21 protein-coding genes are annotated in these 24,958 nt (G+C 71.6%); 12 read left to right on the top strand and 9 right to left on the bottom strand.

The annotated features are described in order from the left end of the window. The first annotated feature begins 40 nt into the window (after positions 1-40). The 3 genes from ATL45_RS28960 (at position 41) to ATL45_RS28950 (ending at position 6,655) form a co-directional block, all read left to right on the top strand. A complete protein-coding gene (locus ATL45_RS28960; RefSeq protein WP_093156866.1) occupies positions 41-958 on the top strand; it encodes a DMT family transporter in 918 nt (305 codons plus the stop codon). Between the two features lie 572 nt (positions 959-1,530). Continuing rightward, complete coding sequence (locus ATL45_RS28955) at positions 1,531-2,028, top strand: mycothiol transferase (RefSeq protein WP_093156868.1); 498 nt, start codon at positions 1,531-1,533, stop codon at positions 2,026-2,028. 100 nt (positions 2,029-2,128) lie between these two features. After that, a complete protein-coding gene (locus ATL45_RS28950; RefSeq protein WP_093156691.1) occupies positions 2,129-6,655 on the top strand; it encodes a CHAT domain-containing protein in 4,527 nt (1,508 codons plus the stop codon). Between the two features lie 4 nt (positions 6,656-6,659). On the opposite strand, the gene ATL45_RS28945 is transcribed toward ATL45_RS28950, so the two are convergent. Then, entirely contained in the window at positions 6,660-7,118 is a 459-nt protein-coding gene (locus ATL45_RS28945) for a DUF3574 domain-containing protein (RefSeq protein ID WP_246025607.1), read from the bottom strand. A gap of 571 nt (positions 7,119-7,689) precedes the next feature. Between ATL45_RS28945 and ATL45_RS28940 the strand changes: the two genes are divergently transcribed. Then, positions 7,690-8,922, top strand: a complete 1,233-nt coding sequence (locus ATL45_RS28940; RefSeq protein WP_093156693.1) for a CDP-glycerol glycerophosphotransferase family protein — start codon at positions 7,690-7,692, stop codon at positions 8,920-8,922. Here ATL45_RS28940 and ATL45_RS28935 read toward each other — a convergent pair. Then, a complete protein-coding gene (locus tag ATL45_RS28935) occupies positions 8,901-10,982 on the bottom strand; it encodes a tetratricopeptide repeat protein (RefSeq protein ID WP_093156694.1) in 2,082 nt (693 codons plus the stop codon). The genes ATL45_RS28940 and ATL45_RS28935 overlap by 22 nt on opposite strands. Before the next feature lie 91 nt (positions 10,983-11,073). Next, the gene (locus tag ATL45_RS28930; protein WP_093156696.1) at positions 11,074-11,829 is read right to left on the bottom strand and encodes an alpha/beta fold hydrolase; all 756 of its coding nucleotides are present in this window, start codon (positions 11,827-11,829) and stop codon (positions 11,074-11,076) included. A 218-nt stretch (positions 11,830-12,047) separates the two neighbouring features. On the opposite strand from ATL45_RS28930, the gene lnt reads away from it, so the two are divergent. Together lnt and ATL45_RS28920 are read left to right on the top strand one after the other, a co-directional pair. Next, positions 12,048-13,607 (top strand): apolipoprotein N-acyltransferase, encoded by a 1,560-nt coding sequence (gene lnt, locus ATL45_RS28925; protein ID WP_170210384.1) that lies wholly within the window; start codon positions 12,048-12,050, stop codon positions 13,605-13,607. 68 nt (positions 13,608-13,675) lie between these two features. Further along, a complete protein-coding gene (locus ATL45_RS28920; RefSeq protein WP_093156697.1) occupies positions 13,676-14,449 on the top strand; it encodes a polyprenol monophosphomannose synthase in 774 nt (257 codons plus the stop codon). Positions 14,450-14,522: 73 nt separating this feature from the next. On the opposite strand, the gene ATL45_RS28915 is transcribed toward ATL45_RS28920, so the two are convergent. From ATL45_RS28915 to ATL45_RS28905, 3 genes are all read right to left on the bottom strand, one after another. Continuing rightward, positions 14,523-14,861 carry an RNA polymerase-binding protein RbpA gene (locus tag ATL45_RS28915; protein WP_093156699.1) on the bottom strand — a complete coding sequence of 113 codons (339 nt, stop codon included), beginning with the start codon at positions 14,859-14,861 and terminating at the stop codon, positions 14,523-14,525. 566 nt (positions 14,862-15,427) lie between these two features. Continuing rightward, entirely contained in the window at positions 15,428-16,846 is a 1,419-nt protein-coding gene (locus tag ATL45_RS28910; protein WP_093156700.1) for an MFS transporter, read from the bottom strand. Between the two features lie 105 nt (positions 16,847-16,951). Further along, positions 16,952-17,740 (bottom strand): glycerophosphodiester phosphodiesterase family protein, encoded by a 789-nt coding sequence (locus ATL45_RS28905; protein WP_093156873.1) that lies wholly within the window; start codon positions 17,738-17,740, stop codon positions 16,952-16,954. Between the two features lie 69 nt (positions 17,741-17,809). Here ATL45_RS28905 and ATL45_RS28900 point away from each other — a divergent pair, with 69 nt between their 5' ends. Both ATL45_RS28900 and ATL45_RS28895 read left to right on the top strand, forming a co-directional pair. Next, entirely contained in the window at positions 17,810-18,163 is a 354-nt protein-coding gene (locus tag ATL45_RS28900) for a hypothetical protein (protein ID WP_246025606.1), read from the top strand. Between the two features lie 76 nt (positions 18,164-18,239). Then, positions 18,240-18,893: a VOC family protein gene (locus ATL45_RS28895; RefSeq protein WP_246025605.1), complete on the top strand. Its 654-nt coding sequence runs from the start codon at positions 18,240-18,242 to the stop codon at positions 18,891-18,893. Here ATL45_RS28895 and ATL45_RS28890 read toward each other — a convergent pair whose 3' ends face one another. After that, entirely contained in the window at positions 18,894-19,358 is a 465-nt protein-coding gene (locus ATL45_RS28890; protein WP_093156703.1) for a hypothetical protein, read from the bottom strand. Between the two features lie 42 nt (positions 19,359-19,400). Next, positions 19,401-19,955 carry a TetR/AcrR family transcriptional regulator C-terminal domain-containing protein gene (locus tag ATL45_RS28885; RefSeq protein ID WP_093156705.1) on the bottom strand — a complete coding sequence of 185 codons (555 nt, stop codon included), beginning with the start codon at positions 19,953-19,955 and terminating at the stop codon, positions 19,401-19,403. Positions 19,956-20,046: 91 nt separating this feature from the next. Between ATL45_RS28885 and bioB the strand changes: the two genes are divergently transcribed. The 4 genes from bioB to bioD all read left to right on the top strand — a co-directional run bounded on the left by bioB (position 20,047) and on the right by bioD (position 24,335). After that, entirely contained in the window at positions 20,047-21,105 is a 1,059-nt protein-coding gene (gene bioB / locus ATL45_RS28880) for a biotin synthase BioB (RefSeq protein ID WP_093156706.1), read from the top strand. Beyond that, positions 21,105-22,364 carry an adenosylmethionine--8-amino-7-oxononanoate transaminase gene (locus tag ATL45_RS28875; RefSeq protein WP_093156708.1) on the top strand — a complete coding sequence of 420 codons (1,260 nt, stop codon included), beginning with the start codon at positions 21,105-21,107 and terminating at the stop codon, positions 22,362-22,364. Before bioB ends, ATL45_RS28875 begins: the two co-directional genes overlap by 1 nt. Positions 22,365-22,500: 136 nt before the next feature. Next, positions 22,501-23,634: an 8-amino-7-oxononanoate synthase gene (locus ATL45_RS28870; RefSeq protein WP_093156709.1), complete on the top strand. Its 1,134-nt coding sequence runs from the start codon at positions 22,501-22,503 to the stop codon at positions 23,632-23,634. Next, the gene (bioD, locus tag ATL45_RS28865; protein WP_246025604.1) at positions 23,625-24,335 is read left to right on the top strand and encodes a dethiobiotin synthase; all 711 of its coding nucleotides are present in this window, start codon (positions 23,625-23,627) and stop codon (positions 24,333-24,335) included. The genes ATL45_RS28870 and bioD overlap by 10 nt, the downstream gene beginning before the upstream one ends. On the opposite strand, the gene ATL45_RS28860 is transcribed toward bioD, so the two are convergent. Next, positions 24,290-24,946: a sulfotransferase family protein gene (locus ATL45_RS28860; RefSeq protein ID WP_093156711.1), complete on the bottom strand. Its 657-nt coding sequence runs from the start codon at positions 24,944-24,946 to the stop codon at positions 24,290-24,292. The genes bioD and ATL45_RS28860 overlap by 46 nt on opposite strands. Positions 24,947-24,958: the final 12 nt, after the last annotated feature.

Genomic DNA, 24,958 nt, shown 5'->3' with positions numbered 1-24,958 from the left:
TAGAAATAATCGCTTGTCCTTTCTTCTCGGGCTGGTGACGATGGCCAGCGTGACCGTTCAGACCCGGACCCTCGACGCTCCTCCCTCGACCGAACGCTGGAAGGCGACGGCCGCCGTCGCCGTGACCATCGTGCTGTGGGCATCCGCCTTCGTGGCCATCCGCAACATCGGGCATTCCCTCTCGCCCGCGCCGATGGCCCTGATGCGCCTCGCCGTCGCGGCCCTCGCCCTCTCGCTGCTGGTGCTGATCCGGTTCCGCGGCGCGCCGCGGCTGCCGAAGTCGCGCCGGACGTTGCTGCTGGTCGCGGTGTACGCGGTGCTCTGGCTGGCCGGCTACACGGTGGTGCTCAACGCCGCCGAGCAGCACATCGACGCGGGAACCGCCGCGCTGCTGGTGAACACCGCACCGCTGCTGATCGCCTTCGGCGCGGGGTTGTTCCTGGGCGAGGGCTACCCGAAGGTGCTGATCATCGGGTCTCTCGTCGCTCTGGGCGGGCTCTCGCTCATCGCCCTCGGCTCGGCCGGTCACCGCGACTGGCTCGGCGTGGTGCTGTGCCTGGTCGCGGCCGTCCTGTACGCGGCGGGAGTGCTGGTCCAGAAGGCCACCCTGCGGGGCGTCGACGGCCTGATCGGGCTCTGGCTGGGCTGCCTGGTCGCCACGGCGGTGCTCCTGCCCTGGGCCCCGCAGCTGCTCGACGAGCTCCGGACGGCACCGCCGAACGCGATCCTCGGAACCATCTACTTGGGACTGTTCCCCACCGCGATCGGCTTCACCACCTGGTCCTACGCACTGAGCCGGATGAGCGCGGGCAAGCTCAGCTCGACCACCTACGTGGCACCGGTGGTCTCGATCCTGATGTCGTGGCTGCTGCTCGGCGAAACGCCCACGCTCTACGCGCTGGCAGGCGGCGCGATCTGCCTCATCGGCGTCGCGATCTCCCGCCGTCCCACCAAGTAGCGCCGCATCACGAAAAGCGGCGCTCGAAGCGATCAGGATCATCTCGCCGGGACCAGCAGGTTCCCAGGGATCGGACTGCAGGCCATGAGGACCGGTCCCTGGCGGTGTGCTCGAACACCGCCAGGGACCGGACCGACCAGGCGGTGCCGTCGGCCCGGAGCGCACCCACGAGCTGCGCGCCAGTCATCCCCGGCCACAGGATGCGTCGACCGTGATCTGGACGTGCGGGTCCTCCTACCCCGAAGTGTTCCAAGCCGTCGTGGAAGGCGAGATCGACGGCTCCGTAGGACCACAGACCGGATTCGGGCCGTCCGTCGGTGCCCACGACGAAGGTTCCGGCAGGACCGCAACTGGTCCTTCGCCGCACCGGCCGCGATGCCGTCGAAGGAGCACGCCCCGGTCGACAACCGCAGCACCCGATCCGCCCAGACACCTGCCGGTGCCCGCGGCTCTCCGTCCAGCACAGATCCCCCATCCGAAATCCGGCGGTGCGACGCGGCATCGAGTGCCGAACCCCAGCCGCCACCGACTACAGTCCCGGCGGCGAGCACGGCGAACGGAGGAGCACCGCGGTGACGATCCGCCACCGGCGCTGGCCGGATGAGGACGCGACCGATGAACTGCGGCTCTCCCAGGAGTTCCTGCAGTTCCTGAGGCACACCGCCGTCGGCAAGGTCGACGGGCTCAGCCCCGAGCTCGCCGCCGCGGCACCCATCGCCACCTCGCCCCGGACGACCGCGCTCGGCGTGATCAAGCACCTCACCGCCGTGGAACGGCACTGGATCTCGATCGTCGGTGCCGGCGCCCCGCTGCCGTCCCTGTGGGAGGGCAGCCCCGATCCGTCGTGGAACCTCACCGCCGCGGACTCGCCGCGGACCGTCATCGCCGCCTACGAGGCGGAGTGGGAGCGCTCCACCTGCGCGCTCGCCGGTCTGAGCCCGGACGGCCTGGCCGCGGACGGCGAGCGGACGATCCGGTGGATCCTCGCCCACGTCACCCAGGAGACCGCCCGGCACGTCGGCCACCTCGACCTCCTGCGCGAACTCGCCGACGGCGAGGCCGGCGAGTAGTCGCGGACGAACCCGGCAAACGACCACTGTGGACGAAACGGCTCCGGAGGAGTTCGGCGCGCGCTAGTCTCGGTGATCGGGCCACTCCGCAGGGGGCACGATGACCGAGGTTCCGACCGGGCTCACCGAAGCCATCGCCGCGCGACGCGAGGCGCTGGCGCGACAAGCCGACGACGAGCAGGCCTACCGCGCCTCCGTCGAACTGGTCGAGCTGCTGTTGCAGCGCGGCCAGCTGACCGGCGAGGATCCGGTCGAAGCAATCCGCATCGCCGACGCGCTGAACAATGCACTCCCCGCCGACTCCCCCGCCCGCGCCCTGCCGCTGCTCCACCTCGCCATGGCGCAGTGGGCTCGCGCGAACCACCACGGCGAGCAAGCCGTGCGGACCGCTCTGGTGTACCTGCGGGAGCTGCGCCCGCTACTCGACGACGAGCTGCCGATGCACGTGGAGATCCGGGCCCGCGGCGGGATGTTCTGCGCGGACACCGCCATCGTGCTGGGCGACCCGGACTGCGCAGCGGAGGCCGTCGCCGACCTCGACGCCGCGTTCGCGCTGAGCACCGATGAGCAGCTGCGGCGCGGCATCCAGTTCCACCGCGCCAAGCTGTGCTCGGCGCGGTTCCGCACGATGGGCGGTCCGAACAGCGATCTGCGGTACGCCGTCGACACCCTCACCGCGTTCTTGGCCCAGCCCGGCATCCCGCCGGAACTGGCCGACCACTGCCACCTCGAACTGGTCAACCTCATCGTGGCCGAGCAGCTCCCGCCCGACGCGCGCAACGCCGTGCCGTGGTCGGAGCAGCAGGCGGTGGAATACGTCCGCGCCGCACCGGCCGCCGCGCTGCGCGCACATCTCGACGCGCTGTCCCCCCAAGCCGCCGCTGACCCGAGTGCCGCCGGGATCCGCATCAACGTCATCGCCGGGCAGGGAGCCGAAACCACCCAGCAGGACTGGGACGTCCTGGCCGGGGACCTGGGCGTGATCATCGGTGCGACCGACGAGCACGCTCCGCACCGCCACGAACTCGTCGCCCTCCGGGCCGCGCTGGCGTCGGACCCGCCTGCGGACGACCTGCCCGCCGGGCTGGACGAGGGCATCGCCGAACTGCGGCGGAAACTGGTCGAACTGGGCGGTGGCCCGGCGAGCTTCGCCATCCTGCTCCAGCTCAACGCACTTCTGCTGCAGCGCACCGAGCTGACCGGCCAGGATTCCGCCCGGTCCATCGAGATCGCCGGAGCTCTGGTGGCGCTCCAGCCGGAGCAGGCCGGCGCCCACCTCCAGCTCGCGATCGCCCACGCGGCCCGCGACTCGCAGGAAGACCTGCGCCGGGCCGCGGAGATCCTGCGTGACCTGCGGCCAGCAGATGACGCGGAGCGGGCCGAGTTCTTCGCGCAGTGCGGTTTCATCAACGCCAAACTCGCCCTGAGCACGCGCGATCCGGCGGATGTCGCCGAGACGATCGAGCTGCTGGACGCCGCGCTGGCCGGAGTGCCGGACGGCACCGCCCGCCGCCGGACGTGGATGTTCCGGGCCTCGATGTACCAGCTGCGGTTCCTGCAGATGGGTGGCACAGCGGAAGACCACCGGCTGGCCGTCGAGGCCTTCACCGAGGCGCTGAGCTGGGACGATCCGCGCACGCAGGACGACTGCCACGCCGCGCTCGCGGCTCTCCTGCTCTACCGCGACGTCCCCGCCGCCATGCGCGGACAAGAGCCCGAAACGGACGAGCTCTACCGCTACGTGGACCACACCGTGCTGCCCGAGGTTCAGCAGCACCTGGCGGCGATGTCCAGCGCCAGTGGCGATGAGCTCGCCGCTGTCCGGCTGCTGGCCTGGTCTCCCGATCAGCACGACGACATGGCCCCGGTCCTGCGTGATCTGGCCATGGCGGCCGGTGACGAGTTGAGTTCCGCCGAACTCGACGCCATCCACGCGGTCACCTCAGGCCTGCAGACCTGCCAGGACGACGCCGGGATCGAGCAGCTGCTCACCTCCGCGTCCGAGGGCCTGCCCGCCGATTCGCCGCTGCACGACATGTTCCTGCTGTTCCGGATGCGGTCCCCGGAGAACCTGGGCACCAGCGATCTGGCGCGGCTGCTCAGCCGGCAAGAGCAGCGGATCGAGGCGCTGCCCGAAGGTTCCGCCGAGCGCGCCGAGGAGCTGATCGCGCAGGCCGCGATCCTGATCGTGCAGGCCCAGCGCGGCGACCACGCCGCACTGGCGAGGGCCAAGGAGATCGCCCAGCACGTGACGCAGCGGTACCCGGAGGTCGAAACCGCATCTGGCATCAGCCACGCGCTGCTCGCCCTCAGCGCCGAGTACGGCATGGGTCATCCGCTCGAAACGATCCAGGACGCGCTCGACCACGTGCGCCGGGCGGACGAGCTGTTGGCGCCCGATGACGAGATCCGCGCCGACATGGTCCCGGTCCTGGGCAAGATGCTGGTGACCCGGTTCTTCCTGTCCGGCAACCGCGAAGACGCCGACGCGGCCCAGTACTACTCCTTCGAAGCCCAGCAGCGCCTGCCCGGGCTCGCGGCGTGGCTGGCGGAGGTGGAGTCCGAGCAGATCACCGATCCCGAGGCCGGGATGAGCAAGCTGCACGCCGCGGTCGGCGACGAGATGCCGGAGCACTACGCCCGGTGGGTGACCAGGTGCGTCATCTCGCTGCGCCTGCTGCGGCCACGGGAGTTCCGGCCCGACTCCGCGCCACCGGACCCGGCCGGCCTCGCCGCCGCGCGCCGCGCTCTCGTGGCAGCCCAGCAGCTCCCGGAATCCGACGCGGAACGAGCCATCGAGGTCGCCGGTGCGGCGGTGCTCTGCGCCGCCTCCGGGCTGGTCGCCGACGATGTGGAACTGGCCGACGAAGGCCTGGCCGCGCTCGACGCGGTGAGCAGGCAGCCGGACCTGCCGAAGGAGCTGGAGTACTTCACGGTCCAGCTGCTGGCCTACGCACGCCAGGCCCGCTCCTGGCACCGCACCTCCGACGATGCGCTGGACTCGGCGATCGACGGGCTGGAGCGCATGCTCCGGGAGCGCCCGCCGGGCAACAGCGAAGCGCTGGCGGCCAACTTCGCCGTGCTGGCCGCCAACTACGAGCAACGCGGCGAACGGCGTCGCGCGATCGAGACCGGTCTGGAAGCGCTGCGGGCACGTGCCCGGGGCGTGCTGCTGCAGTCGAGCCCGCAGCGGGCGATGAAGGTCGCTTCGTCCGCTGCCGGCGGTTCCCCCGTAGCGGTGCAACGCTGCTTGCGCGCGGGCGATCTGGAGTCCGCGGTGCAGGCGCTGGAACTCGGCCGCGGCATGGTCCTGCACGCCGCCACCTCCGCGGCGACGATGCCGGATCTGTTGCGCAGCAGCGGTCACCCGGATCTGGCCGAGCGCTGGCACGCCGAAGTCGATCAGCAGCAGCCCTGGGATTCCGGAACCGACCGGAGCAGCCCGGCACAGCTCCAGCTGCCCAGCGATCTGCGACTGGCCGCACAGCGCGCGCTGAAAGGCACTGCCGCGGAAGAGGAACTTCTCTCCCCGCCGAGCGCCGAGGAGATCAGCACCGCACTGCGCGCCCGCAGCGCTCGCGCACTTGTCTACCTCACCGCCGGGGAAGCCGTGGTCATCACCGACGAAGGCCGGCTCCACCACCTGCCACTCGCCGCGCTGCGCGACCGGGACCCGGTCCAGCACTTCGACCTGCTGCAACGCGAACGCGCACGCATCGGCGAGGCCGTGCAGCAGCCGTGGCAGGCCGCGCTGCAGAACCTGTGCGACTGGGCGTGGACAGCCGCGATCGGTCCCCTGCTGGACTGGCTCGGCGGCGAGCAGCCGCGAATCGTGCTGGTGCCGACCGGGAAGCTCAACCTCGTCCCGTGGCACGCGGCGCGAAAGCCGCTCGCGAACGGACGATTCCGCTTCGCGTGCCAGGACGCCGTCATCGGCTATGCGGCGTCGGCGCGCCAGTTCGTCGAGGCGGCCCGGCGCCCGGCACCGCGCTTCGCCGACCACCCGGTCCTGGTCCGCACTCCTGACCTGTACTGGACCCGCCACGAGATCGGGCACATCCACGCCGCGCACTACGGGCACGGCCACTACCTCGGTCGTCCGGGCGGGCGATCGGTGCCGACGCCGGATGACGTGCTTGCCGCGCTGCCCGGGACGACGATGCTGCACCTGGGCTGCCACGCCACTCCGGCCGAGCTCCCGGTCGACTCCGCGCTGCGGCTGGGCTCCGGGCGGTCACTGCCGGTGCGGGAGATCCTGCGGCACAAGAGCGGTCCGCACGGCGCGCTGGTCGTGCTGGCGGCCTGTTCCAGCGACCTGACCGGACGCCAGCACGACGAGGTCCTCACCCTGGCCACCGCGTTCCTGGCCGCCGGAGCCGGCGGGGTGGTCGGCACCCGGTGGGAGATCGACGACCTGGTGACCGCGATGTTCATGATCGTCTTCCACCACCACCTCAACGACGGCTTCCCGGAACCCGCCGACGCCCTGCGCGCCGCGCAGCTGTGGATGCTGGACCCGCACCGCCGGCCGATCCCCGGAGTACCGGACGAGCTCGCCCGGTACTTCGCCGAAACCGACCCCGCGACCCCGGCGCACTGGGCGGCCTTCACCTATCACGGCCGATGATGCCTCAGAAGTCCACGGCGGCACGGTCGTCGACCCGGGCCACCGATTCCTGGGCGAAGCGCGCGACGTACTCCGCGCGGATCTGCTCGATCTTCGGGTCGCTGTCCCGGTACTCGCCGACCGGGTAGAGCAGGATCAGCTCGAACGAGCGCTCCCGCTCGATCACGCCGTTGGCGTCGCGGTACTGGCCGTAGCCGTCCTGCACGGTGAGCCCGTCCGGGAACCGCGGCGTGACGACCTCGTCGATGAACCAGTGGAACTGCTCGTCGGTGACCGGCGGCCCGCCGTCGGGGCGGACGGTGCCGAACAGCAGGCTGGTCTCCACGAAGGGCGCGCCGCGCCCGTTCGGCGCCGGTGCTTCCTCTCCGAGCGCGGCGTAGGCGGTGGGAGCACCCGCGCCGATCAGGGCGGCGGCCAGCACCGCGGTGGTCATGCGCCAGGACGGCTTGATCGTCTTCTGCACGCCAGAACAGTAGGTCCACCGCGCCGCGGCGGGCGCGCCACCCCGCGAGGCGGCGGCCGAATTCCCGCGATCAGGTAAGCGCACCCGGCCGATAGGATGATCACCGTGGCGCTGGAGTGGGACGAACTGCTGATCGGCGCGCCCGGCAGGCGGTGGCGGACCGCCTCGACCACCCGGCGCGTGCTGGTGATCGTGCACAACGTCACGGCCGCCACCCGCCTGCTCGACGTGGTGCCGCACTGGGCGGGCGACCTGCGGATCCAGACGGTGTTCACGTGCATCGGGTCCAGCGCCTTCACCACCGGCACCACCGACTTCCTCGGCGAGCGCGGCATCACGCCGATCGATTGGGAGCAGGCGGTGCGCGGCGAGTTCGACCTCGCCGTCTCGGCCAGCTACGGCGGAGCGCTGCACGAGGTCCGGGCGCCGTTGATCGTTCTGCCGCACGGAATGGGATACAATAAGTTCCTCGACTCCGGGAAACTCCGGGAAACTCCGGGAAACTCCGGGAAACTCCGGGAAACTCCAGGAAACTCCAGGAAATCCGGTCTTCGGTCTTTCCGATGCGTGGTTGCTGCACGAGGGCGAGGTAGTTCCCTCGGTCGCGGTCCTGTCGCACCACGAGCAGCGGGACCGCCTCGCACGCTACTGCCCGCAAGCCCTCCCGGCCGCGCTGGTCGCGGGCGATCCCTGCTTCGACCGGATGCTGGCCAGCCGCCCGCTGCGCGATTCCTACCGCAACCGGCTCGGAATCGGTCCTGACCAGCGCTGCGTCGCGGTCTCCTCCACCTGGGGCCAGGCGTCCCTGTTCGGCAGGCACCCGTCGCTGGTCCTGCGGCTCGCCCGCCAGTTGCCGCTGGACGAGTACCGCGTCGTGGTGGCGCTGCACCCGAACATCTGGCACGGCCATTCGCCGTGGCAGGTGCGGATGTGGCTGGCCGAGTGCGCCAGGGCAGGCGTGGTGGTGCTGCCACCGGAGGAGGGCTGGCGGGCCGCGCTGGTGGCAGCTGATGTCACGATCGGCGACCACGGATCGGTGACGTTCTACTCGGCCGCGCTGGGCACGCCGGTCCTGCTCGCCACCTGGCCGGAGGAGACCGTCGACCCGGCTTCGCCGATCGCAGCCCTCCTGCGAACCGCGCCGCGCCTGGATCCGGAAGCACCCCTGGCTGGGCAGGTCGACGCGGCGATCGCGGGACATTCACCGGCCGAGCACTCCCACATCACCGAGCTCGCAACGTCCGAGCCGGGCCGGTCGGCGGCGTTGCTGCGCGCCGAGATCTACACCCGCCTGGACCTGCCGGAACCGCCTGTCCCGGCGGATTCTGCCGCAGTCCCACTCCCGGCCGCGCAACCGCCCGGAGCCGGGAGCCAGCTGATCCAGGTGCGGCTGGCCGACCGGTCCGCGTCCGTGACGCGATTCCCGGCGACGGCGCTGGACGAACCGGCGGTCTCCGGAGGAGTTCTCGTGACCTGCGCGGACGAACCGGACCGGCGATGGCTGGAGCTGGCCGAAGTCCTCGTCCACGACGACCGCTACGACGATCCGCTGCGGTGGATCAGCGCTTCGCTGTCCCGCCTGCCCGGCTGCCTGCTCGCCGCGACGCGGGACCGCGCGGGCGACTGGATCATCAGCGGCACCGACCAGCCCGTGGTTCGGTTCCAGGGCGCCGACGACCTCGGCCCGGCGTGCGCCGCCGTCGTGCACGCCTGGCTGTGCTCCGGCCGCACGCCGCACGAGCTCCCCGAGCAGCTCCAGCTGGGCCCGCGCACCGAGCCGGTTCAGCTGTCCTTCGAGGACTGATCGAGCCGGACGCGCACCTGCTCGCCCAGCTCGGCGAAGCCCCGGGTCCGGCAGATCGTCGCGGCCTCCAGGTAGTGCTCCTGCGCCGCCTCGGAATCGCCTGCGGCACACGCGTTGTCGCCGAGACCGACCAGCACCTGCGCCCGGTCGAAGTGGTGGGCGTGCGCGGTCATGTACTCCAGCGCAGCGCCCAGGTCGGCCTTCGCGTCGTCGTAGCGCTCCTGCTCGGTGCGCCGCCGCCCACGCCACATGCGGGTCTTCGCGGCGTTGTAGGGCTCGGCGGCGAATTCGGCGAGTGCCTGATCGAGCAAGTGCTCACCGCGCTGGGCCTCGGCGACGGATCCCAGGTGCATCCGGGCGAGCGCCAATCGTCGCGGATCGGCCAGCCGCTCCGCCATTTCCAGGTTGCGCTCCAGCGCAGTGCGCGCACCGTGGCGGTCACCCTGGTTCCGCAAGCTGATTCCCAGCGATTCCACGGCGGTGGCGGCCAGGTCGTCCCGGGAGATCGCGCGGGCCTTCTCCTCGCCTTCGGCGAACAGCTCGGCGGCCTTGTCCGATTCCCCGCGCGCCTGGAATGCGAAGCCCCGCTGGATCAACGCGAGTCCGGCGGCGAAGGTCAGCCCGCGATGACCGGCGACGTCGGCGGCGTGCCCGTTGATCACGTCCATGTCGTCGATGTGCTTGCCCTGCTCCTGGAACGGCCACAGCGCGACGGCCAGTTGGCAGAGCTGCTCCGAGCCTGTCTCGTGCAGCCGCTTGGCGACTGCGCGCAGGTTGGCCCGCTCGGCGGCCAGCCACTCCCGTGCTTCGCCGACGTCGACCGGCTCGGGCTCGAAGCCCGGCCACAGCGCTTCCAGCCATCCCCGGTTCGGCCGGACCGCGTGTCCGGCGGCCAGGGCGCGGCGGACGTAGAACTCGGTGAAGCGCTCGCGCACAGCGGACCCGCCGAGTTCGCGGGCGTGTTCGCGGACCAGGCTGTAGGCGAAGTAGCGGTCCTCGGCGACCTCGCGGATCAGGTGCGCGGAGGTGAGCCGGTCCAGCACTTCCCGCACGTCGTCCTCGTCGTGCTCGACGGCCGCCGCCAACGCCGCCAAGCTCACCTCACCGGCGCCCGGGTGCTGCCCGAACGCCGCGTACAGCTGCCGCGCCTCCGCGTCGAGGCGTGCCACCGCGGTGTTGAACACGGCTTTGACCGACAGATCCGCATCGCGCGACAGCCGCCCCAGGAGCTGCCCTTCCTTCGACAGCTCGCGGACCAGCCGGGCCACCGGCCGCGCGGGACTGCTGGCGATTTCCGCGGCGGCGACGCACAGCGCGATCGTCTGCCCCTCGCACAGCTCGATCAGCCGGTCGACCTGATCGGCCTCCCCGCTCAAGTCCTTCGCCCCGCCGACGATGCGGGACACCAGCAGCCGCGCGGCATCGTCGGTCAGCGGATCGAGCGGCACGAACTCCGCGCCCGCGCGAACCCGCAGCGCGCTCAACGACCGCGCCTCGGTCACCAGCACCGCCGAGTTCCCCTCGCCCGGCAGCAGGGGCACGACCTGCGCCGCGGTGATCGCGTCGTCGATCACGACCACGACCTTCTTGCTGCTGCTCCAGGACCGGAACAGGTTCGAGCGGGCGTCCAGACCGGCCGGGAGCTCCGCCGTCTTGTAGCCGACGGCGACCAGGAACTGGTGCAGCGCCTCGCTCACCAGCCCGGGCTCGTCCGTTCCCGCTGCCAGCCGGGCGTAGAACGCGCCGTCCGGGTAGTGGTCGCGGTGGTCGTGGGCCCACTGGTAGGCGGTTTCGCTCTTCCCGCTGCCCGGCAGACCTTGCACGACCACCACTCCCGGTGGCCGCTGCCCGGAATCGGCGCCCGGCCGCAGGAACTCGCCGATCTCGGCGAGCTGCCGTTCGTTGTTGGTGAAGAACCGGCTCGGCAGCGGGACCTGCTTCGGCGGCGGGTTGGGCGATTCGGGCGCGTGGAAGTGGACGTCGCCGTGAATGTCGCGCGCCTGCACGACGTTCTCCGCTTCGCCGTCGAAGCGGTTGTCACCGCCGACGTCCCCGGTCATCGCCCGCCCCTCTCGCGCCGAAGATCACCAGCGCCCAGCGTAACGCTTCGTGTCGGCCGGGATCCGGCAAGTCATCGAACTCGACGGCGGCTCAGTCCTCGACGGCGGCGAGGAACCTCTCGATGCTCGTGACCAGCGCGATCGGCGTCTCGTCGATCGCGTAGTGCCCGGCGTTGGTCAGGGTTTCCAGCTCGCAGTTCGGGTAGTGCTGCTGGAAGGTCGCCCGCATGGTCGCCGCGCCCAGCGCCGGGTCGTGCTCACCGACGATCACCTTCACCGGCACCGGGTTGCCCTGGATCTCGGCGTGGAAGTCGGCCTTCGCCCACGCCTCCAGGTAGTCGCCGAAGGCCCGCCGGTCGGAGTGCGCCAGGGAGTGGCGCACGGCCGCGTCCAGCCACACGCCGGTGAGCCGGTTGCCGGTGGTCAGGTCGAGGATGGCGCGGCGGTTGCCGGGTTCGGCCACCGCACCGGTGAACAGCTCCCAGCCCTGCTCGTCGAACGGCACCCCGCTGGCCGGCACCGGCGAGATGCCGACCAAGGCCCGCACCCGCTCCGGCGCGTCGGCGAGCACGCGCTGCATCACCGCGCCGCCCATCGAGTGGCCGATCATGGAGAACCGGTCGAAGCCCAGCTCGTCGGCGAGCGCCAGCACGTCCTGCGCGGCCTCGGCGAGGGTGTGCTCGCCGGGTTCGCCGATCCGCCTGCCGTAGCCGCGGTAGTCCGGGAAGACGTACCGGAACCGGCTGCCGTCCAGGTGCGGGTGCACCGGCCGCCAGGCGGCTCCCGACCCGAACCACCCGTGCAGCGCGATGACCGGGTGCCGGCCACCACCGAGCTCTTCCGTCACGGAGCACCTCCTAGATCGACTGGCGCTCCAGCATGGCCCACCTGCCGGCCGGACGCACCCGCCTGGCTCCAGCACCACCTGATCAGCCGCCCTTGCCCCGTGCCTGTCGTGCCCCGGCGTACATTTGTCAAGTGCGCGCCGACCGTTCGCGCACCTCGTTCGGCACGACGTTCGGCGTTCCGGCCCGGCCGGCACGCGGCACCTAGAAGGTTGATCGTTTGGCTTCCCCCACGACTCGTCCGCAGCGCACCGCCCGGCCGGATCGCAGCAGAACCAGAGGTCGATCAGCCTGGCCGCTGCGCGTCCTGGCGGCCGTCGCGGCCGGGTTCGCGCTCTACGCCGGATCGCCGCCCCGGGAGCTGTGGTGGCTGGCGCCGATCGCGTTCGCGCTGTTCGCCGCGGTGATCCGGCACCGCAGCGCCCGCGCCGGGTTCGGCTACGGCCTGCTGTTCGGCTTCTCGTTCCTGATGCCGCTGCTGGGCTGGCTGCAGGACTTCCTCGGCGCCGACTTCGGCCCGTGGCCGTGGCTGGGCGTGGCAGCGGTCGAGGCGCTGTTCGTCGGCCTCGCCGGCGCCGGGATGGCGCGGGTCAGCAGGCTGCCCGGCGGTCCGGTGTGGATGGCCGCGATGTTCCTCGCCTTCGAGGTGCTGCGCTCCAGCGTGCCCTTCGGCGGCTTCCCGTGGGGCCGGCTGGCCTTCACCCAGGACACCGGGATGCTCCTGCCGCTGGCCGCGCTCGGCGGCAGCGCGCTGGTCTCCTTCGCCGTCGCCCTGATCGGCGGCGGCCTCGCGGAACTGGCCTTCCGGCTGCGCGCACGGCGCAACTGGGCCGCTCCGCTGGCCGTGGTCCTGGTGCCGGTCATCGGTGGCGCGGTGATGTCGCCGTTCATCGGCACCGACGCGGAGGGCGGGACCGCACGGGTCGCGATCGTGCAGGGCAACGCGCCCAACATCGGGCTCGGGCTGCTCTACGAGGACGGCACGCTGAAGGCCAACCACATCGCGGCCGCGAAGAAGCTGGTCGCCGACGTGCAGGCGGGGCGGATGCCGCAGCCGGACTTCGTCGTGCTGCCCGAGCAGGTCGGCAGCTGGGGGCCGGCCCGGACCGACCCGGAGCTCTCGGCCATCGCCGCGCAGCTCGGCGTGCCGCTGGTGGTGGGCGGTCTCGGCAAGGACGCCGACGGCTCGCTGCGCAACCAGATCGTCCAGTGGGATCCGGCCACCGGCGCGGGCGACCGCTACGTCAAGCAGCACCTGGTGCCGTTCGCCGAGACCATCCCGATGCGCTCGCTGGCGCGCGAGGTCAGCCCGTTCGTGGACCGCTTCCCGCAGGACATGGTTCCGGACGACGAGCCAGGACTGCTCAACGTCGGCGGCATCCAGGTGGGCGTGGGCATCTGCTACGACGTCGCCTACGACGACGTGTACACCGGCGCGGTGCAGCAGGGCGCGACCGTGCTGGCGCTGCCCACCAACAACGCCTGGTACGGCTACTCCGAGATGAGCTACCAGCAGCTGGCGATGGCCCGGCTGCGCGCGGTCGAGCACGGGCGCGCCGTCGTGGTGGCCTCGACCAGCGGCGTGAGCGCCGTGGTGCGGCCCGACGGGTCCGTCAGCGAGCAGACCGAGCAGTTCACCGCGCAGAATCTGATCGCCGAGGTGCCGCTGCGCTCGACGCTGACGGTGGCCACCCAGCTCGGATCCGCGACGACGTGGGCGCTGGTGGCGCTGGCGGTGGGCGCGCTGGTGGCCACCTGGTGGCGGCCCCGCCGCGGCTGAGCCCGCCGCCGAGACAACACCCGACCGAAACGCACGGCCGGTCCGCGCGACCGGCTAGGAGGACATGGATGTCGACCCGGCCAAGCCCCGACGCGGTGCTGGTGGTGATCCCGACCTACAACGAGCGGGACAACCTGGAACCGATCGTGCGCCGGCTGTCCGCCGCGTTGCCCGCGGCGCACGTGCTGGTCGTCGACGACGGCAGCCCGGACGGCACCGGTGAGATCGCCGACCGGCTGGCCGCCGAGGACGAGCGGGTGCACGTGCTGCACCGCACCGAGAAGGCCGGGCTGGGCGCGGCCTACGTGGCCGGCTTCGACTGGGCGCTGGCCCGCGACTACGCCGCGATCATCGAGATGGACGCGGACGGCTCGCACGCGCCGGAGGACCTGCCCCGGCTGATCGGCATGCTCGGACCGGACGGCACCGGGGCCGACGTGGTGCTGGGCTCGCGCTACGTGACCGGCGGGCGGACGGTGAACTGGCCCTGGTACCGGGCGCTGCTCTCCCGCGGCGCGAACACCTACTCGAAGCTGGCGCTGGGGGTGTCCATCAACGACATCACCTCCGGCTTCCGGGTGTACCGGCGCGAGGTGCTGGAGACGGTCCGGCTGCACGACGTCGCCTCGCAGGGCTACTGCTTCCAGGTGGACCTGGCGTGGCGCGCGGTGGAGGCGGGCTTCGTGGTGGTGGAAGTGCCGATCACCTTCGTGGAGCGCGAAGCCGGCACGTCCAAGATGGATGCCGAAGTGGTCCGCGAAGCCCTGGTGCGGGTGACCAAGTGGGGCCTGCGCCGACGGGCCCACCAAGCGGCGGGAGTCCTGCGCTCCCTCCGCCGCTGACCGCACAGCTCGGCAAGCACGTCAAAGCGCCTGGGAGGTGGGTCCCAGGCGCTTTGCCGTCGTGCTTCCGGGGTCAGCGGCCTCGGCGCGCCCGCAGCAGGTCCAGCCGCTCGGTGAGCAGCTCTTCGAGCTCCGGGATGGTGCGTCGCTCCAGGAGCATGTCCCAGTGGGTGCGCGGCGGCTTGGCCTTCTTCTGCTCCGGCTCGTTGCCGTCGATGATCTTCGACTCGGTGCCGTGCAGACGGCACTCCCAGGTCGGCGGCACCTCGGCGTCGTCGGAGAACGGCACCTCGAACTCGTGGCTCTTGGGGCAGGCGTAGCGCACCGTCCGGCGCGGTGCGAGGTCGTGGTTGCGATCGGTCTCGTAGCTCACTGCTCCGAGCCGGCTGCCACGCAGAACGCGGTCGGCCATGACGGTTCCTTTCACTTCGGCCCGGGGCCGAGCCCGGGCGGTTGTGCTCACCGTGTGCAACGACGGGCGCCCCGTCGTCTGTTCCCGGTGTCATGCTTCTGGTTGCCGTCGGTGACGTTGTTCACCCGTCAACGACAGCCTTCTCCCTAGAGATGCAGTCGGTCCGCGTTCGTGACGCGTTATCCCACTGGCAATCTATAGGTGCGTTCGAACGGGTGATAGTGCCAGATGTTGAGCCACTCTGGCTAAACCACATCCAGGGAAAACGTCGAGAGTGGGACATAGATCACGCCACGGACGGAGCAGGGCCTCGGAAAAGAAGTAACGGAATGTAGCTGCACTTCGTTCCCCGCTTTCACGACGCAGCGTACCGGCATATACCGAACACGCCGTGCGGGCCCAACTCCCCCATCACCAGCTTGGAGCAACGGCACCGGAACGGCAGAGCGGATGCGGAGCGTCACCCGACAGGTGCGCTCCGCAGTGTGACCCGCCGTCCTCCCCGAGCTCGTCGGTGGTTGCGCTGCTCAGGGGTCGTTCAGCGGACGGCTTCACCGACAGCGCTCTCAGAGCACCTTCGGCGCGGGATTGCCCACCGCCTCGATGGCCCGCCGCACCGGCACCAGCGCCACCAGCAGCAGGCCGACGGCGAAGAAGAGCACCAGCGAGATGATGGCCAGCCGGAACGACCCGGTGGCCTGCCCGACGCCTGCGAACACCAGCGGCCCCAGCCAAGAGGTGGAGCGCTCCCCGATCTCGTACAGCGAGAAGTACTCCGCCTCCCGACCGGGTGGCACCATCTGGCTGAACAACGAACGGGACAGCGCGTTCGTTCCGCCGAGCACCAGGCCGATGCCCACCGCCAGGCCGTAGAACTGCATCTCCTGCCCGGCCTGCACGAAGTAGGCGGTGACGACCACGACCAGCCAGATCGACAGGCTGATCAGGATCGTCTTCTTGGCGCCGATGTACTTGGCCAGCAGGCCGTGCAGCATGCCGCCGATGAAGGCGATGAACTGCACGATCAGCACGGTGACGATCAGCGCGTCCTGCGGCAGCTTCAGCTCCAGGTTGCCGTACTGCGGCGCGACCTGGACGACGGTGGCGATCCCGTCGGTGAAGATCCAGTAGGCGCCCAGGAACGCCAGGGTCAGCGGGAAGTGCTTGGCCTCGCGCAGCGTGCTCTTCAGCTGCTTGAAGCCCTCCATGACGGTCGTCGTCGGGCGAGGCGCGGCGGCCTGCTCGCCCTCCGGCGTGCGGCGCCGGGGCAGCGCCGCCAGCGGCAGCAGCGTGAACGCCGCCCACCACACGCCCGAGGACAGGAAGATCACCCGCACGGCGGCGTCGGAGTCCATGCCGAACGAGTCGTGGAAGAGGTAGATCACCAGGTGCAGGGCCAGCGCGACGCCGGCGCCCAAGTAGCCGAAGGCCCAGCCCTTGGTGGAGACCATGTCCCGCTCATCGGCGTTGGCGATCTCCGGCAGGAACGAGTAGTAGACCACCACCGAGGCGCCGAAGCAGATGTTGGCGAGGATGAACAGCACCACGCCCAGCTGCCAGTTCTGCCCGCCGACCAGCGCCAGCAGCGCGGTGGTCGCGGCGCCGCCGAAGGCCAGCACGGCCAGCATCAGCCGCTTGTTGCTGGAGCGGTCCGCGATGGCCCCGGTGATCGGCAGGACCAGCACCTGCACGACGGTGGCCACCGACAGCAGGTACCCCCACAGCGATCCTGCCGGGAAGCTCAGCCCGAAGACCGAGATGTCGCAGTCCACCAGCGCGTTGCCGCCGGGGCACGGGTTCAGGCCGTTGCGCTCGGTGTCCGCCTTGGCCGCCGAGGTGGCCACCGCGGTGAGGTAGAGCGACAGGAAGACCGTCGACACCGAGGTCGGGAACACCGAGTTGGCCCAGTCGTACCAGCACCAACCACGCTGCTCCCGGCGCCGCTGCGCGGCGTCCGGTGCCACGTCGCTGCCCATCACGCTCATCCGTTCGGTCCTCCGAAGCCAATGTCACTCGATTGGGGGTAACCGGACCTTACTGGCTCGATCGAACACGGTGGAGGCCCGAGCGGGGACATTGCGTAGTTGTACTCATCCGCTCACCTCCGACTGCGGCTCGCCGAAGCGCTCGCGCAGCACCTGGTTCAGCAGGTCGGGCCGGTCGGTGACCAGCCCGTCCACCCCGGCGTCGAGCAGCTGCCGCATCTCGCCGGGGTCGTCGACGGTCCAGACGTGCACCTCGATCCCCCAGCGGTGCGCCTGCCGGATGAACCGGCGGTCGATCACGCGCACCCCGCCGAACCCCTGCGGCACCTGCGCCGCACCCCCGGCGACCAGCGAGCGCAGCGGCCAGCCGCCCCACCGCGAACCGAGCCACAGCAACCCGGCCGACCGCTTCCCGGTCGAGGTCAGCAGCTCGGGCCCGGCGGCGCGCCGCAGCCGGGCCAGCCGTTGCTCGGCGAAGGAGGCCAAGCACACCCGGTCCCAGGCCTTGTGCGCGCGCAGCGTCCGCAGGACCGGCTCCACCGCCGAGTCCTCCTTGACGTCGATGTTGAAGAAGACCTCCGGCAGCTCCTCCAGCACCTCGTCGAGCGAGCACACCGGCTCCCGGCCGCCGATCCGCGCGGTGCGCACGGCCGACCACGGCAGCCGCCGGATGGTGCCGCGACCGTCGCTGGTGCGATCCAGCGTCGGATCGTGGTTGACCACCACCACGCCGTCGGCCGTGGCGTGCACGTCGGTCTCGATGTAGTGGAAGCCTTCCTCAGCGGCGCGCCGGAACGCGCTCAGCGAGTTCTCCAGGTCGTGCAGCTCCCCGAGGTGCCACCCGCGGTGAGCGAAGGCGCGGGGCCGGGGGCCGAGCAGGAAAGGATGCGTCACACCGGACAACTCTGCCCGATCGGCGTGCCTGCATCGCGCAGGCGGGGCCCTTGACTAACGTGACCGATCGTGGATATCTCTGACCAGCCCTCCCGGCGCCAGCGGCAGATCCGGCATTGCGCCTGGTGCGGGCGACGCGTTCCGGAGGCCGGCCGCCAGGGGCGTCCACGCCTGTACTGCGCGCAGTCCTGCCGCCAGCGCGCCTACGAGCGCCGCACCGCGGTGCAGCGCGGCGGGCTGCCGGAGGACGCGGTGGTGCTCTCCGCCGCGGAGCTGGCGGACCTGCAGGACCGGCTGTTCCAGCTGCGCTGCGCCGCCGAGGACGTGGTCACCGCGGTCGACGACACCGCCGACCACGGCGAGCTGCGCAAGCTCGCCGCGCAGGTGGTGGACGTGGCCGTGGAGCTGGAACGGCTGCGGTGAGGGCGAACGGAGGCTTGTGCGGGGCTCGGGAGGTGACCAGGATGGGTTGGTCCCCAGCGGTGACGAGGTGTCGACCGTGCCCGCACGACCCGTGGTCCGCGGCCTGCGCCGCGTCGACCTGATCAGCCCGGACCCGGTGGCTTCCGCGGTCCGCTACCGCGCGCTGCTCGACTGGAACCCGGACCCGACCGGTCGCGGTTTCGACTGCTGGGTCGGCAACCGCCGCTGCGCGACGATCCGCAAGCCCCGCGCGGGCGAGCTGCCGGGCTGGCGGCCGGTGTTCGCCGGGAGCTCCCCGAACTGCGCGCTCACCGGCCCGGACGACGCGCTGGCCCGGATCGCCAAGGGCCGCGCCCAGCACGGCCCGCTGGCCCCCGAACCCCGCCCGGGCGAGCCCTGCTGGATCGAGCTGGCCACCAGCGATCCGGCCCGGGCCGACGCATTCTGGGCCGGGACGCTGAACTGGGCGGTGCGTCCCACCGCCGGCGGCGCGGAGTACCTGGTCGACGACCGGCCGCTCGCCACCAGGACGGACCGGCAGGTCGCGGCGGCCTGGGGCTGGCTGTGCTACTTCGCGGTGGAAGACCTGACCGTGGCGGAGAAGCTGGTCGCCGAGGTGGGCGCCGAGATCGCCGACCGGTTCGACCACCCGCTGCTCGGCGAGGCGCTGGCGATCACCGACCCGGACGGCGCGACGATCGCCTTGGCCGCGGCGACCACCTGGGGTTGATCAGCAGAGCCGGGCCGGGGGCCAGAACGGCCCGGGCTTGAGGACCTCGCACGGCGCGCCGGGAGTGCCGGGAGCCGGGAGGTTGCTCAGCGCGTCGATGGTCGCCGCCAGCGTGCCCGAGGACTGCCAGACGATCCCGCCGGAGGGCGTGGCCACCAGCAGCCGGGCGGCCAGCGCGTGCTGCCGGTCGGCGATCCAGAGCGCGTCGCTGTGCTCGGGCCAGCTCACCACGCCGACCAGCCATTCCGGGCGCCCGAGCGGATCGGTCAGGATCCAGAAGGTCCACAGCGTCTGGATGCCGACCAGGATCGCGAGCTCCGGGTAGAGCTGCAGCGCTTCGTTGACGCTGTTCACGGCGCGGGTGTCCTTCGCGGTCTTCTCGGGCTTCGGCGGGCGGGCAGCCGGATCTGTCCAGGTCAGCCCCGCGCCCACGATGCCCCACGCCGCACCGTCGCGGCGGCACATTCCGCCGCCACCGGGCCAAGACCACCCGGTGAGGTGATGACGTCAGCCGTTGACCCTGGCTCGCAGGCCGTCCAGCACCAGGTCGAGCCCGCGCTCGAAGTCCGCCGGGCCGCCGGGTGCGTGGTTGATCGCTCCGGCGCTGGCCGCCTGCAGCGCCATCTGCTCCTCCACGGTGTGGCCGAACACGAGGTGCAGCAGGGCCCGGGTGCCGACGTCGACCACGTCCTCGGACAGGCCGCCGTCGCGCAGCGCAGCGCGCAGCTGGCCCGCGGGTTCGCCGGCGCCGAGGCCGAAGGTGTGCGCGGTGACCACGACTTCGGCGCCGTCGCGGTAGGCCAGCATCGCGTCCCGCAGCTCGCTGCAGATCTCGACCACCCGCCGGTCCCAGCGCTCGGCGCGGCGGGGCCGCTTGCCCCGGAGCAGGATCTCGTCGGCGACCGCGGCCAGCAGCGTCTGCTTGTTGGGCACGTGGTGGTAGAGCGCGCTCGGTTGCACGCCGAGTTCGGTGGCCAGCCGCCGCATCGTCAGCGACTCCAGCCCGTACTCGTCGAGCACCGATATCGCGCGGGCCACGACGTCGCTGCGGTGGTAGCGCACCCGGAACCTCCCGTTGACCGATCGACCCGCCCAGTCTAGCCTGAACGCCGTTCAGGTGAACGCTGTTCAGGTTCGACAATCCGGAGAAGCGATGAGCGCCCACTTCCACCAGCTCGCCGACGCGGTCCTCGCCGGCACCCCGGCCACCCCGGCGGACGCCCTCGCGGTGCTGCGCGCCGACGACGCCGAGCTGATGTCCGTCGTCGCCGCGGCCGCCCGGCTGCGCCGCGCACACTTCGGCAACGCGGTGAAGGTGAACTACCTGGTGAACCTGAAATCCGGCCTCTGCCAGGAGAACTGCAACTACTGCTCGCAGGCGCTGGGCTCCAGCGCGCCGATCCTGAAGTACTCGTGGCTCTCCGAGGCCGAGACCCTCGCGCAGGCCGGGGCGGGGCTCGGCGGCGGCGCCAGCCGGGTGTGCCTGGTCGCCTCCGGACGCGGACCGTCCACAAGGGACATCGACAAGGTGGTCGAGGTGGTCGGGGCGCTGAAGCGGGAGCACCCCGGCGTCGAGGTCTGCGCCTGCCTGGGGCTGCTCAAGGAGGGCCAGGCCGAGCGGCTCAAGGACGCCGGTGTGGACGCCTACAACCACAACATCAACACCGCCGAGAGCCACCACGACAACATCGTCCAGACCCACACCTACGCCGACCGCGTGGACACCGTGGAGAAGGCCAAGGGCGCGAGGATCTCGCCCTGCTCCGGCCTGATCGCCGGGCTCGGCGAGACCGATGAGCAGCTCGTCGAGGCGCTGTTCGCACTCCGGGACCTGGAATCGGACTCGATCCCGGTGAACTTCCTGATGCCCTTCGACGGCACCCCGTTCGAGAACACCTGGGAGCTCTCCCCGACCCGCTGCGTGAAGATCCTGGCGATGGCGCGCTTCGTCTGCCCGGACCGGGAGATCCGCATCGCGGGCGGTCGCGAGATGCACCTGCGCTCGCTGCAGTCGATCGCCCTGCACGTCGCCAACTCGATCTTCCTCGGCGACTACCTCACCTCGGAGGGCCAGGCCGCCGAGGCGGACCTGGAGATGATCCGCGACAGCGGTTTCGTCGTGCAGGGCTCCGAGGAGGACCTCGCGCAGCGCGCGGCCGACCCGGTGATCCGGCGACGCGGCGCGGGCACCGACCTGCTCCCGAACGCCTGATGAGCGCGGCGGAACTGCTCGCCTTCGACCGCGAGCACCTGTGGCACCCGTACACCTCGATGACCGATCCGGCACCGACCCGCCTGGTCACCGGGGCCGCGGGCAGCCGCATCCGCCTCGACGGCGTCGGCGAGGTGGTGGACGGGATGGCGTCGTGGTGGTCGGCCATCCACGGCTACCGGCACCCGGTGCTCGACGAGGCGGTGCGCCGCCAGCTCGACCGGATGGCGCACGTGATGTTCGGCGGGCTGACCCACGAACCGGCGGTCGAGCTGGCCCGGCGCCTGATCGACCTCGCGCCGGAGGGGCTCGACCGCGTCTTCCTCGCCGATTCCGGCTCGGTGAGCGTCGAGGTGGCGATGAAGATGGCGCTGCAGTACCAGCGCGGCGCCGGCCGGCCGGGGCGGACCCGGTTCCTCACCGTGCGCGGCGGCTACCACGGCGACACCTTCGACTGCATGAGCGTGTGCGATCCCGACGGCGGCATGCACGCGATGTGGTCCGGGGTGCTGCCGGAGCAGGTCTTCGGCGAGCGCCCGCCCGGCCTGGGCGGCGATGTCGCCGCGTGGGCAGCGGGTTTCCGGGCGCTGGCCGCCGAGCACGCCGACCGGCTCGCCGGGCTGATCGTGGAGCCGCTGCTGCAGGGCGCGGGCGGGATGCACCCCTACCCCGCCGAATGCCTGGCGGTGTTCCGCGAGGTCGCCGACGAGCACGGCCTGGTGCTGGTCTTCGACGAGATCGCCACCGGTTTCGGCCGGACCGGCACGCTTTTCGCCGCGGAAGCCGCCGGGGTGGTTCCCGACGTGCTGTGCGTGGGCAAGGCGCTCACCGGCGGCTACCTGTCGCTGGCCGCCGCGATGTGCACGGCGGAGGTCGCCCGCGGCCTGTCGGCCAGCGATTCCGGCGTTCTCATGCACGGGCCGACCTTCATGGGCAATCCGCTGGCCTGCGCGGTCGCCTCGGCCAGCCTGGATCTGCTGAGCACCGGCGGCTGGGCCGCCGACGTGCGGCGGATCAACACCGGATTGCAGGCGCTGCACGGGATCGACGCTGTCGACGTGCGCGTTCTCGGTGCGGTCGGCGTGGTCCAGCTCGACCACCCCGTCGACGTGGTCAAGGCGACCGAAGCGGGTCTGGCCGAAGGCGTGTGGCTGCGCCCGTTCCGGGACCTGATCTACACCATGCCGCCGTACGTGTGCAGCGACGAGGACGTCGCCGCCATCTGCGCCGGGATCGCGGCCGCTGCGGACGCGGGATGAGCAGCCCTGTGCCAACCCCAGCCCTGCGCAACCGCACCTCAGGGGAACGTGACGCAAACCAGCCACAAGAAACCCCCCAACGCAAGATCGCGCCGAACGCAACCACCACTGTGAATCGCGGAGAGGCGGAACGCGCATGAGCGGCTGGGCGGAGTGGTTCGCCGAGCAGCGGGCAGGGCGCGAGGACGCCGGGTTGCAGCGCGCGCTGCGACCCCGGGCGGCCGATGAGGACGTCATCGACCTCGCCAACAACGACTACCTGGGGCTGAGCCTGCATCCCGCGGTGCGCCGGGCCGCCGCCGATGCGGCGCTGTGCTGGGGAGCGGGCGCGGGCGCGTCCCGGCTGGTCACCGGCACCACCTCGCTGCACGTCGACCTGGAGCGCGAACTCGCCGAATTCACCGGCCGCGAAGCGGCTTTGGTCTTCTCGACGGGTTATCAGGCCAACCTGTCGGCGGTGACGGCGCTGGCGGACAAGCAGTCGCTGATCGTCTCCGACGCGCACGTGCACGCCTCGCTGATCGACGCCGCGCGGCTGACCCGGGCGGCGATCGAGGTGGTCCCGCACAACGACGTCGCCGCGGTCCGGAAGGCGTTGGCCGCGGCCGGTGACCGGCGGGCGCTGGTGCTGACCGAATCGGTCTACTCGGTGCTCGGCGACGCCGCTCCGCTGCCGGATCTCGCCGCGGTCTGCGCCGATCACGACGCGCTTCTCGTGGTCGATGAAGCGCACGGGCTCGGTGTCATCGGCGACGGTGGCCGAGGAGCGCTGCACGGCATGGCCGAGGACCCGAACGTGGTCATGACCGCGACCCTGTCGAAATCGCTGGGTGCGATGGGCGGTGCGGTCCTCGGTTCCGCCGCGCTCGTCGACCACCTCGTCAACCGGGCGCGTCCGTTCATCTTCGACACCGGGCTGGCGCCGGCGCCCACCGCCGCCGCGCTGACCGCGCTGCGCTGCCTGCGCCGGCAACCCGCGCTCCCGTCGCGGATCCACCAGCGCGGCGCCGAGCTCGCCGACCGGCTCGGCGTCCGGCGATCCGCGGGTGCCGTGCTCTCGGTGCCGATGCCTTCTCCGCAGGTCGCCGTCGCGGCGCAGGCCGCGGCGCTGGAGGCCGGGGTGCGGGTGGGGTGCTTCCGGCCGCCGTCGGTGCCGGACGGCGTGTCCCGGCTCCGCATCACCGCCCGCGCGGGCCTCGACGACGCGCGCTGGGAGCACGCGGTCGAGGCGCTGGCCCGGGTCGTCAAGGACCACCGGAGGTGGCCGTGATCCTCATCGTCACCGGCACCGACACCGGTGTCGGCAAGACCGTGACCACTGCTGCGCTCGCCGTTCGCGCCGGGCCGGGCACGATCGCGGTGAAGCCCGCGCAGACCGGCGTCGGCACCGACGAACCCGACATCCGCGCGGTGGCGCACCTGGCAGGCTGCGAGGTCGTCGAGTTCACCCGCCTCGAAGACCCGCTGGCGCCCGACACCGCCGCCCGGTTGCGCGGCGTCGAGATCCCTCCGGTCGGCGCGCACGCCGCCCGCGTCCGCGAACTGGCCCGGAAACACGACACCGTGGTCGTCGAAGGCGCGGGCGGACTGCTGGTCCGCCTCGACACCAGCGGCGGGACGCTGCTGGACCTCGCCGCCGATCTCGCCCGGGACCACCCGGTGCGGATCTACGTCGTGACCCGCATCGGGCTCGGCACGCTCAACCACACCGAACTCACCGTCGGCGCGCTGCGCTCCCGCGGCCTGGAACCGGCGGGGCTGGTGCTCGGCGCGGTGCCGGACGAGCTCGGCCTGGCCGAGCAGTGCAACCGCACCGAGCTGCCTCGCGTCACCGGGGTCCCGGTCGTGGCGGCCTTTCCCGACGGGGCGGGGAGCCTCGCCCCTGAGCGCTTCCGCGAGCGGGTCGGCACCTGGCTGTCGGCGGTTCAGGACTCGAACGGTGAGGGGACCCTGCCGTCGCGGCTGATCTGATCAACCAGCTCGCGGATCGAGGACGAGTCGTTGACGTGCGGGAAGTCCTCCTCCGGCACCGGCACGCCGAGGAAGTCGCACAGCCGCTCCCAGCCCTCGCCGACCCGGTAGGTCAGCAGCCGGTCGGCCGGGACCGCTGCCTGCACGGCGGCGTTGTGCGCCTCGAAGACCTCGATGGCGTGCGCGCGGTCGGCGAAGCGGCCGCCGAAGGTGCCGTCCCAGACCAACCGCTCCACGGTCGGGCGCAGCTTCGCGAACGAATGGCCGTCCTCGGGTTCCTCCTGCGCGAACTGGTAGATCGTGCTGTGCACGCTGTCGTACCACTTCTCCGGGTCGCGGACGGTCAGCAGCACCTTGGCGTCCGGGTAGAACTCCACCAGCTCGCGCCAGAACGTGCACCCCGGCCAGTCCACTGTGGAGTTGAAGCCGCCGAGGACGGTCTCCCAGTCGGAGACCTCGCCGTCCAGCGCACGCGCCCAGTGCTGCACCCGGTCGGGCTGCGCGATGACCTCGAACATGTGGTAGCACGGGCCGTAGCCGAGTCGCTCCAGCGCCGCCTTCAGCGACGCGGTACCGGTGCGGCCGAACCCGGCCCCGATGATCTGGACCATTCCTGCTCCTTG

The sequence above is a fragment of the Saccharopolyspora antimicrobica genome (assembly GCF_003635025.1).
In the GTDB taxonomy this organism is placed as follows: Bacteria; Actinomycetota; Actinomycetes; order Mycobacteriales; family Pseudonocardiaceae; genus Saccharopolyspora; species Saccharopolyspora antimicrobica.
This window is presented reverse-complemented; position numbering and strand designations above follow the sequence as displayed.

What these genes read in the sequence shown, in the direction of transcription:
- ATL45_RS28960 (WP_093156866.1), top strand. Translation starts at nt 41, where the DNA reads ATGGCCAGCGTGACCGTTCAGACCCGGACCCTCGACGCTCCTCCCTCG.
- ATL45_RS28950 (WP_093156691.1), top strand. Translation starts at nt 2,129, where the DNA reads ATGACCGAGGTTCCGACCGGGCTCACCGAAGCCATCGCCGCGCGACGC.
- ATL45_RS28935 (WP_093156694.1), bottom strand. Translation starts at nt 10,982, where the DNA reads ATGACCGGGGACGTCGGCGGTGACAACCGCTTCGACGGCGAAGCGGAG.
- ATL45_RS28920 (WP_093156697.1), top strand. Translation starts at nt 13,676, where the DNA reads ATGTCGACCCGGCCAAGCCCCGACGCGGTGCTGGTGGTGATCCCGACC.
- ATL45_RS28915 (WP_093156699.1), bottom strand. Translation starts at nt 14,861, where the DNA reads ATGGCCGACCGCGTTCTGCGTGGCAGCCGGCTCGGAGCAGTGAGCTAC.
- ATL45_RS28910 (WP_093156700.1), bottom strand. Translation starts at nt 16,846, where the DNA reads ATGAGCGTGATGGGCAGCGACGTGGCACCGGACGCCGCGCAGCGGCGC.
- ATL45_RS28890 (WP_093156703.1), bottom strand. Translation starts at nt 19,358, where the DNA reads ATGTGCCGCCGCGACGGTGCGGCGTGGGGCATCGTGGGCGCGGGGCTG.
- bioB (WP_093156706.1), top strand. Translation starts at nt 20,047, where the DNA reads ATGAGCGCCCACTTCCACCAGCTCGCCGACGCGGTCCTCGCCGGCACC.
- ATL45_RS28875 (WP_093156708.1), top strand. Translation starts at nt 21,105, where the DNA reads ATGAGCGCGGCGGAACTGCTCGCCTTCGACCGCGAGCACCTGTGGCAC.
- ATL45_RS28870 (WP_093156709.1), top strand. Translation starts at nt 22,501, where the DNA reads ATGAGCGGCTGGGCGGAGTGGTTCGCCGAGCAGCGGGCAGGGCGCGAG.
- ATL45_RS28860 (WP_093156711.1), bottom strand. Translation starts at nt 24,946, where the DNA reads ATGGTCCAGATCATCGGGGCCGGGTTCGGCCGCACCGGTACCGCGTCG.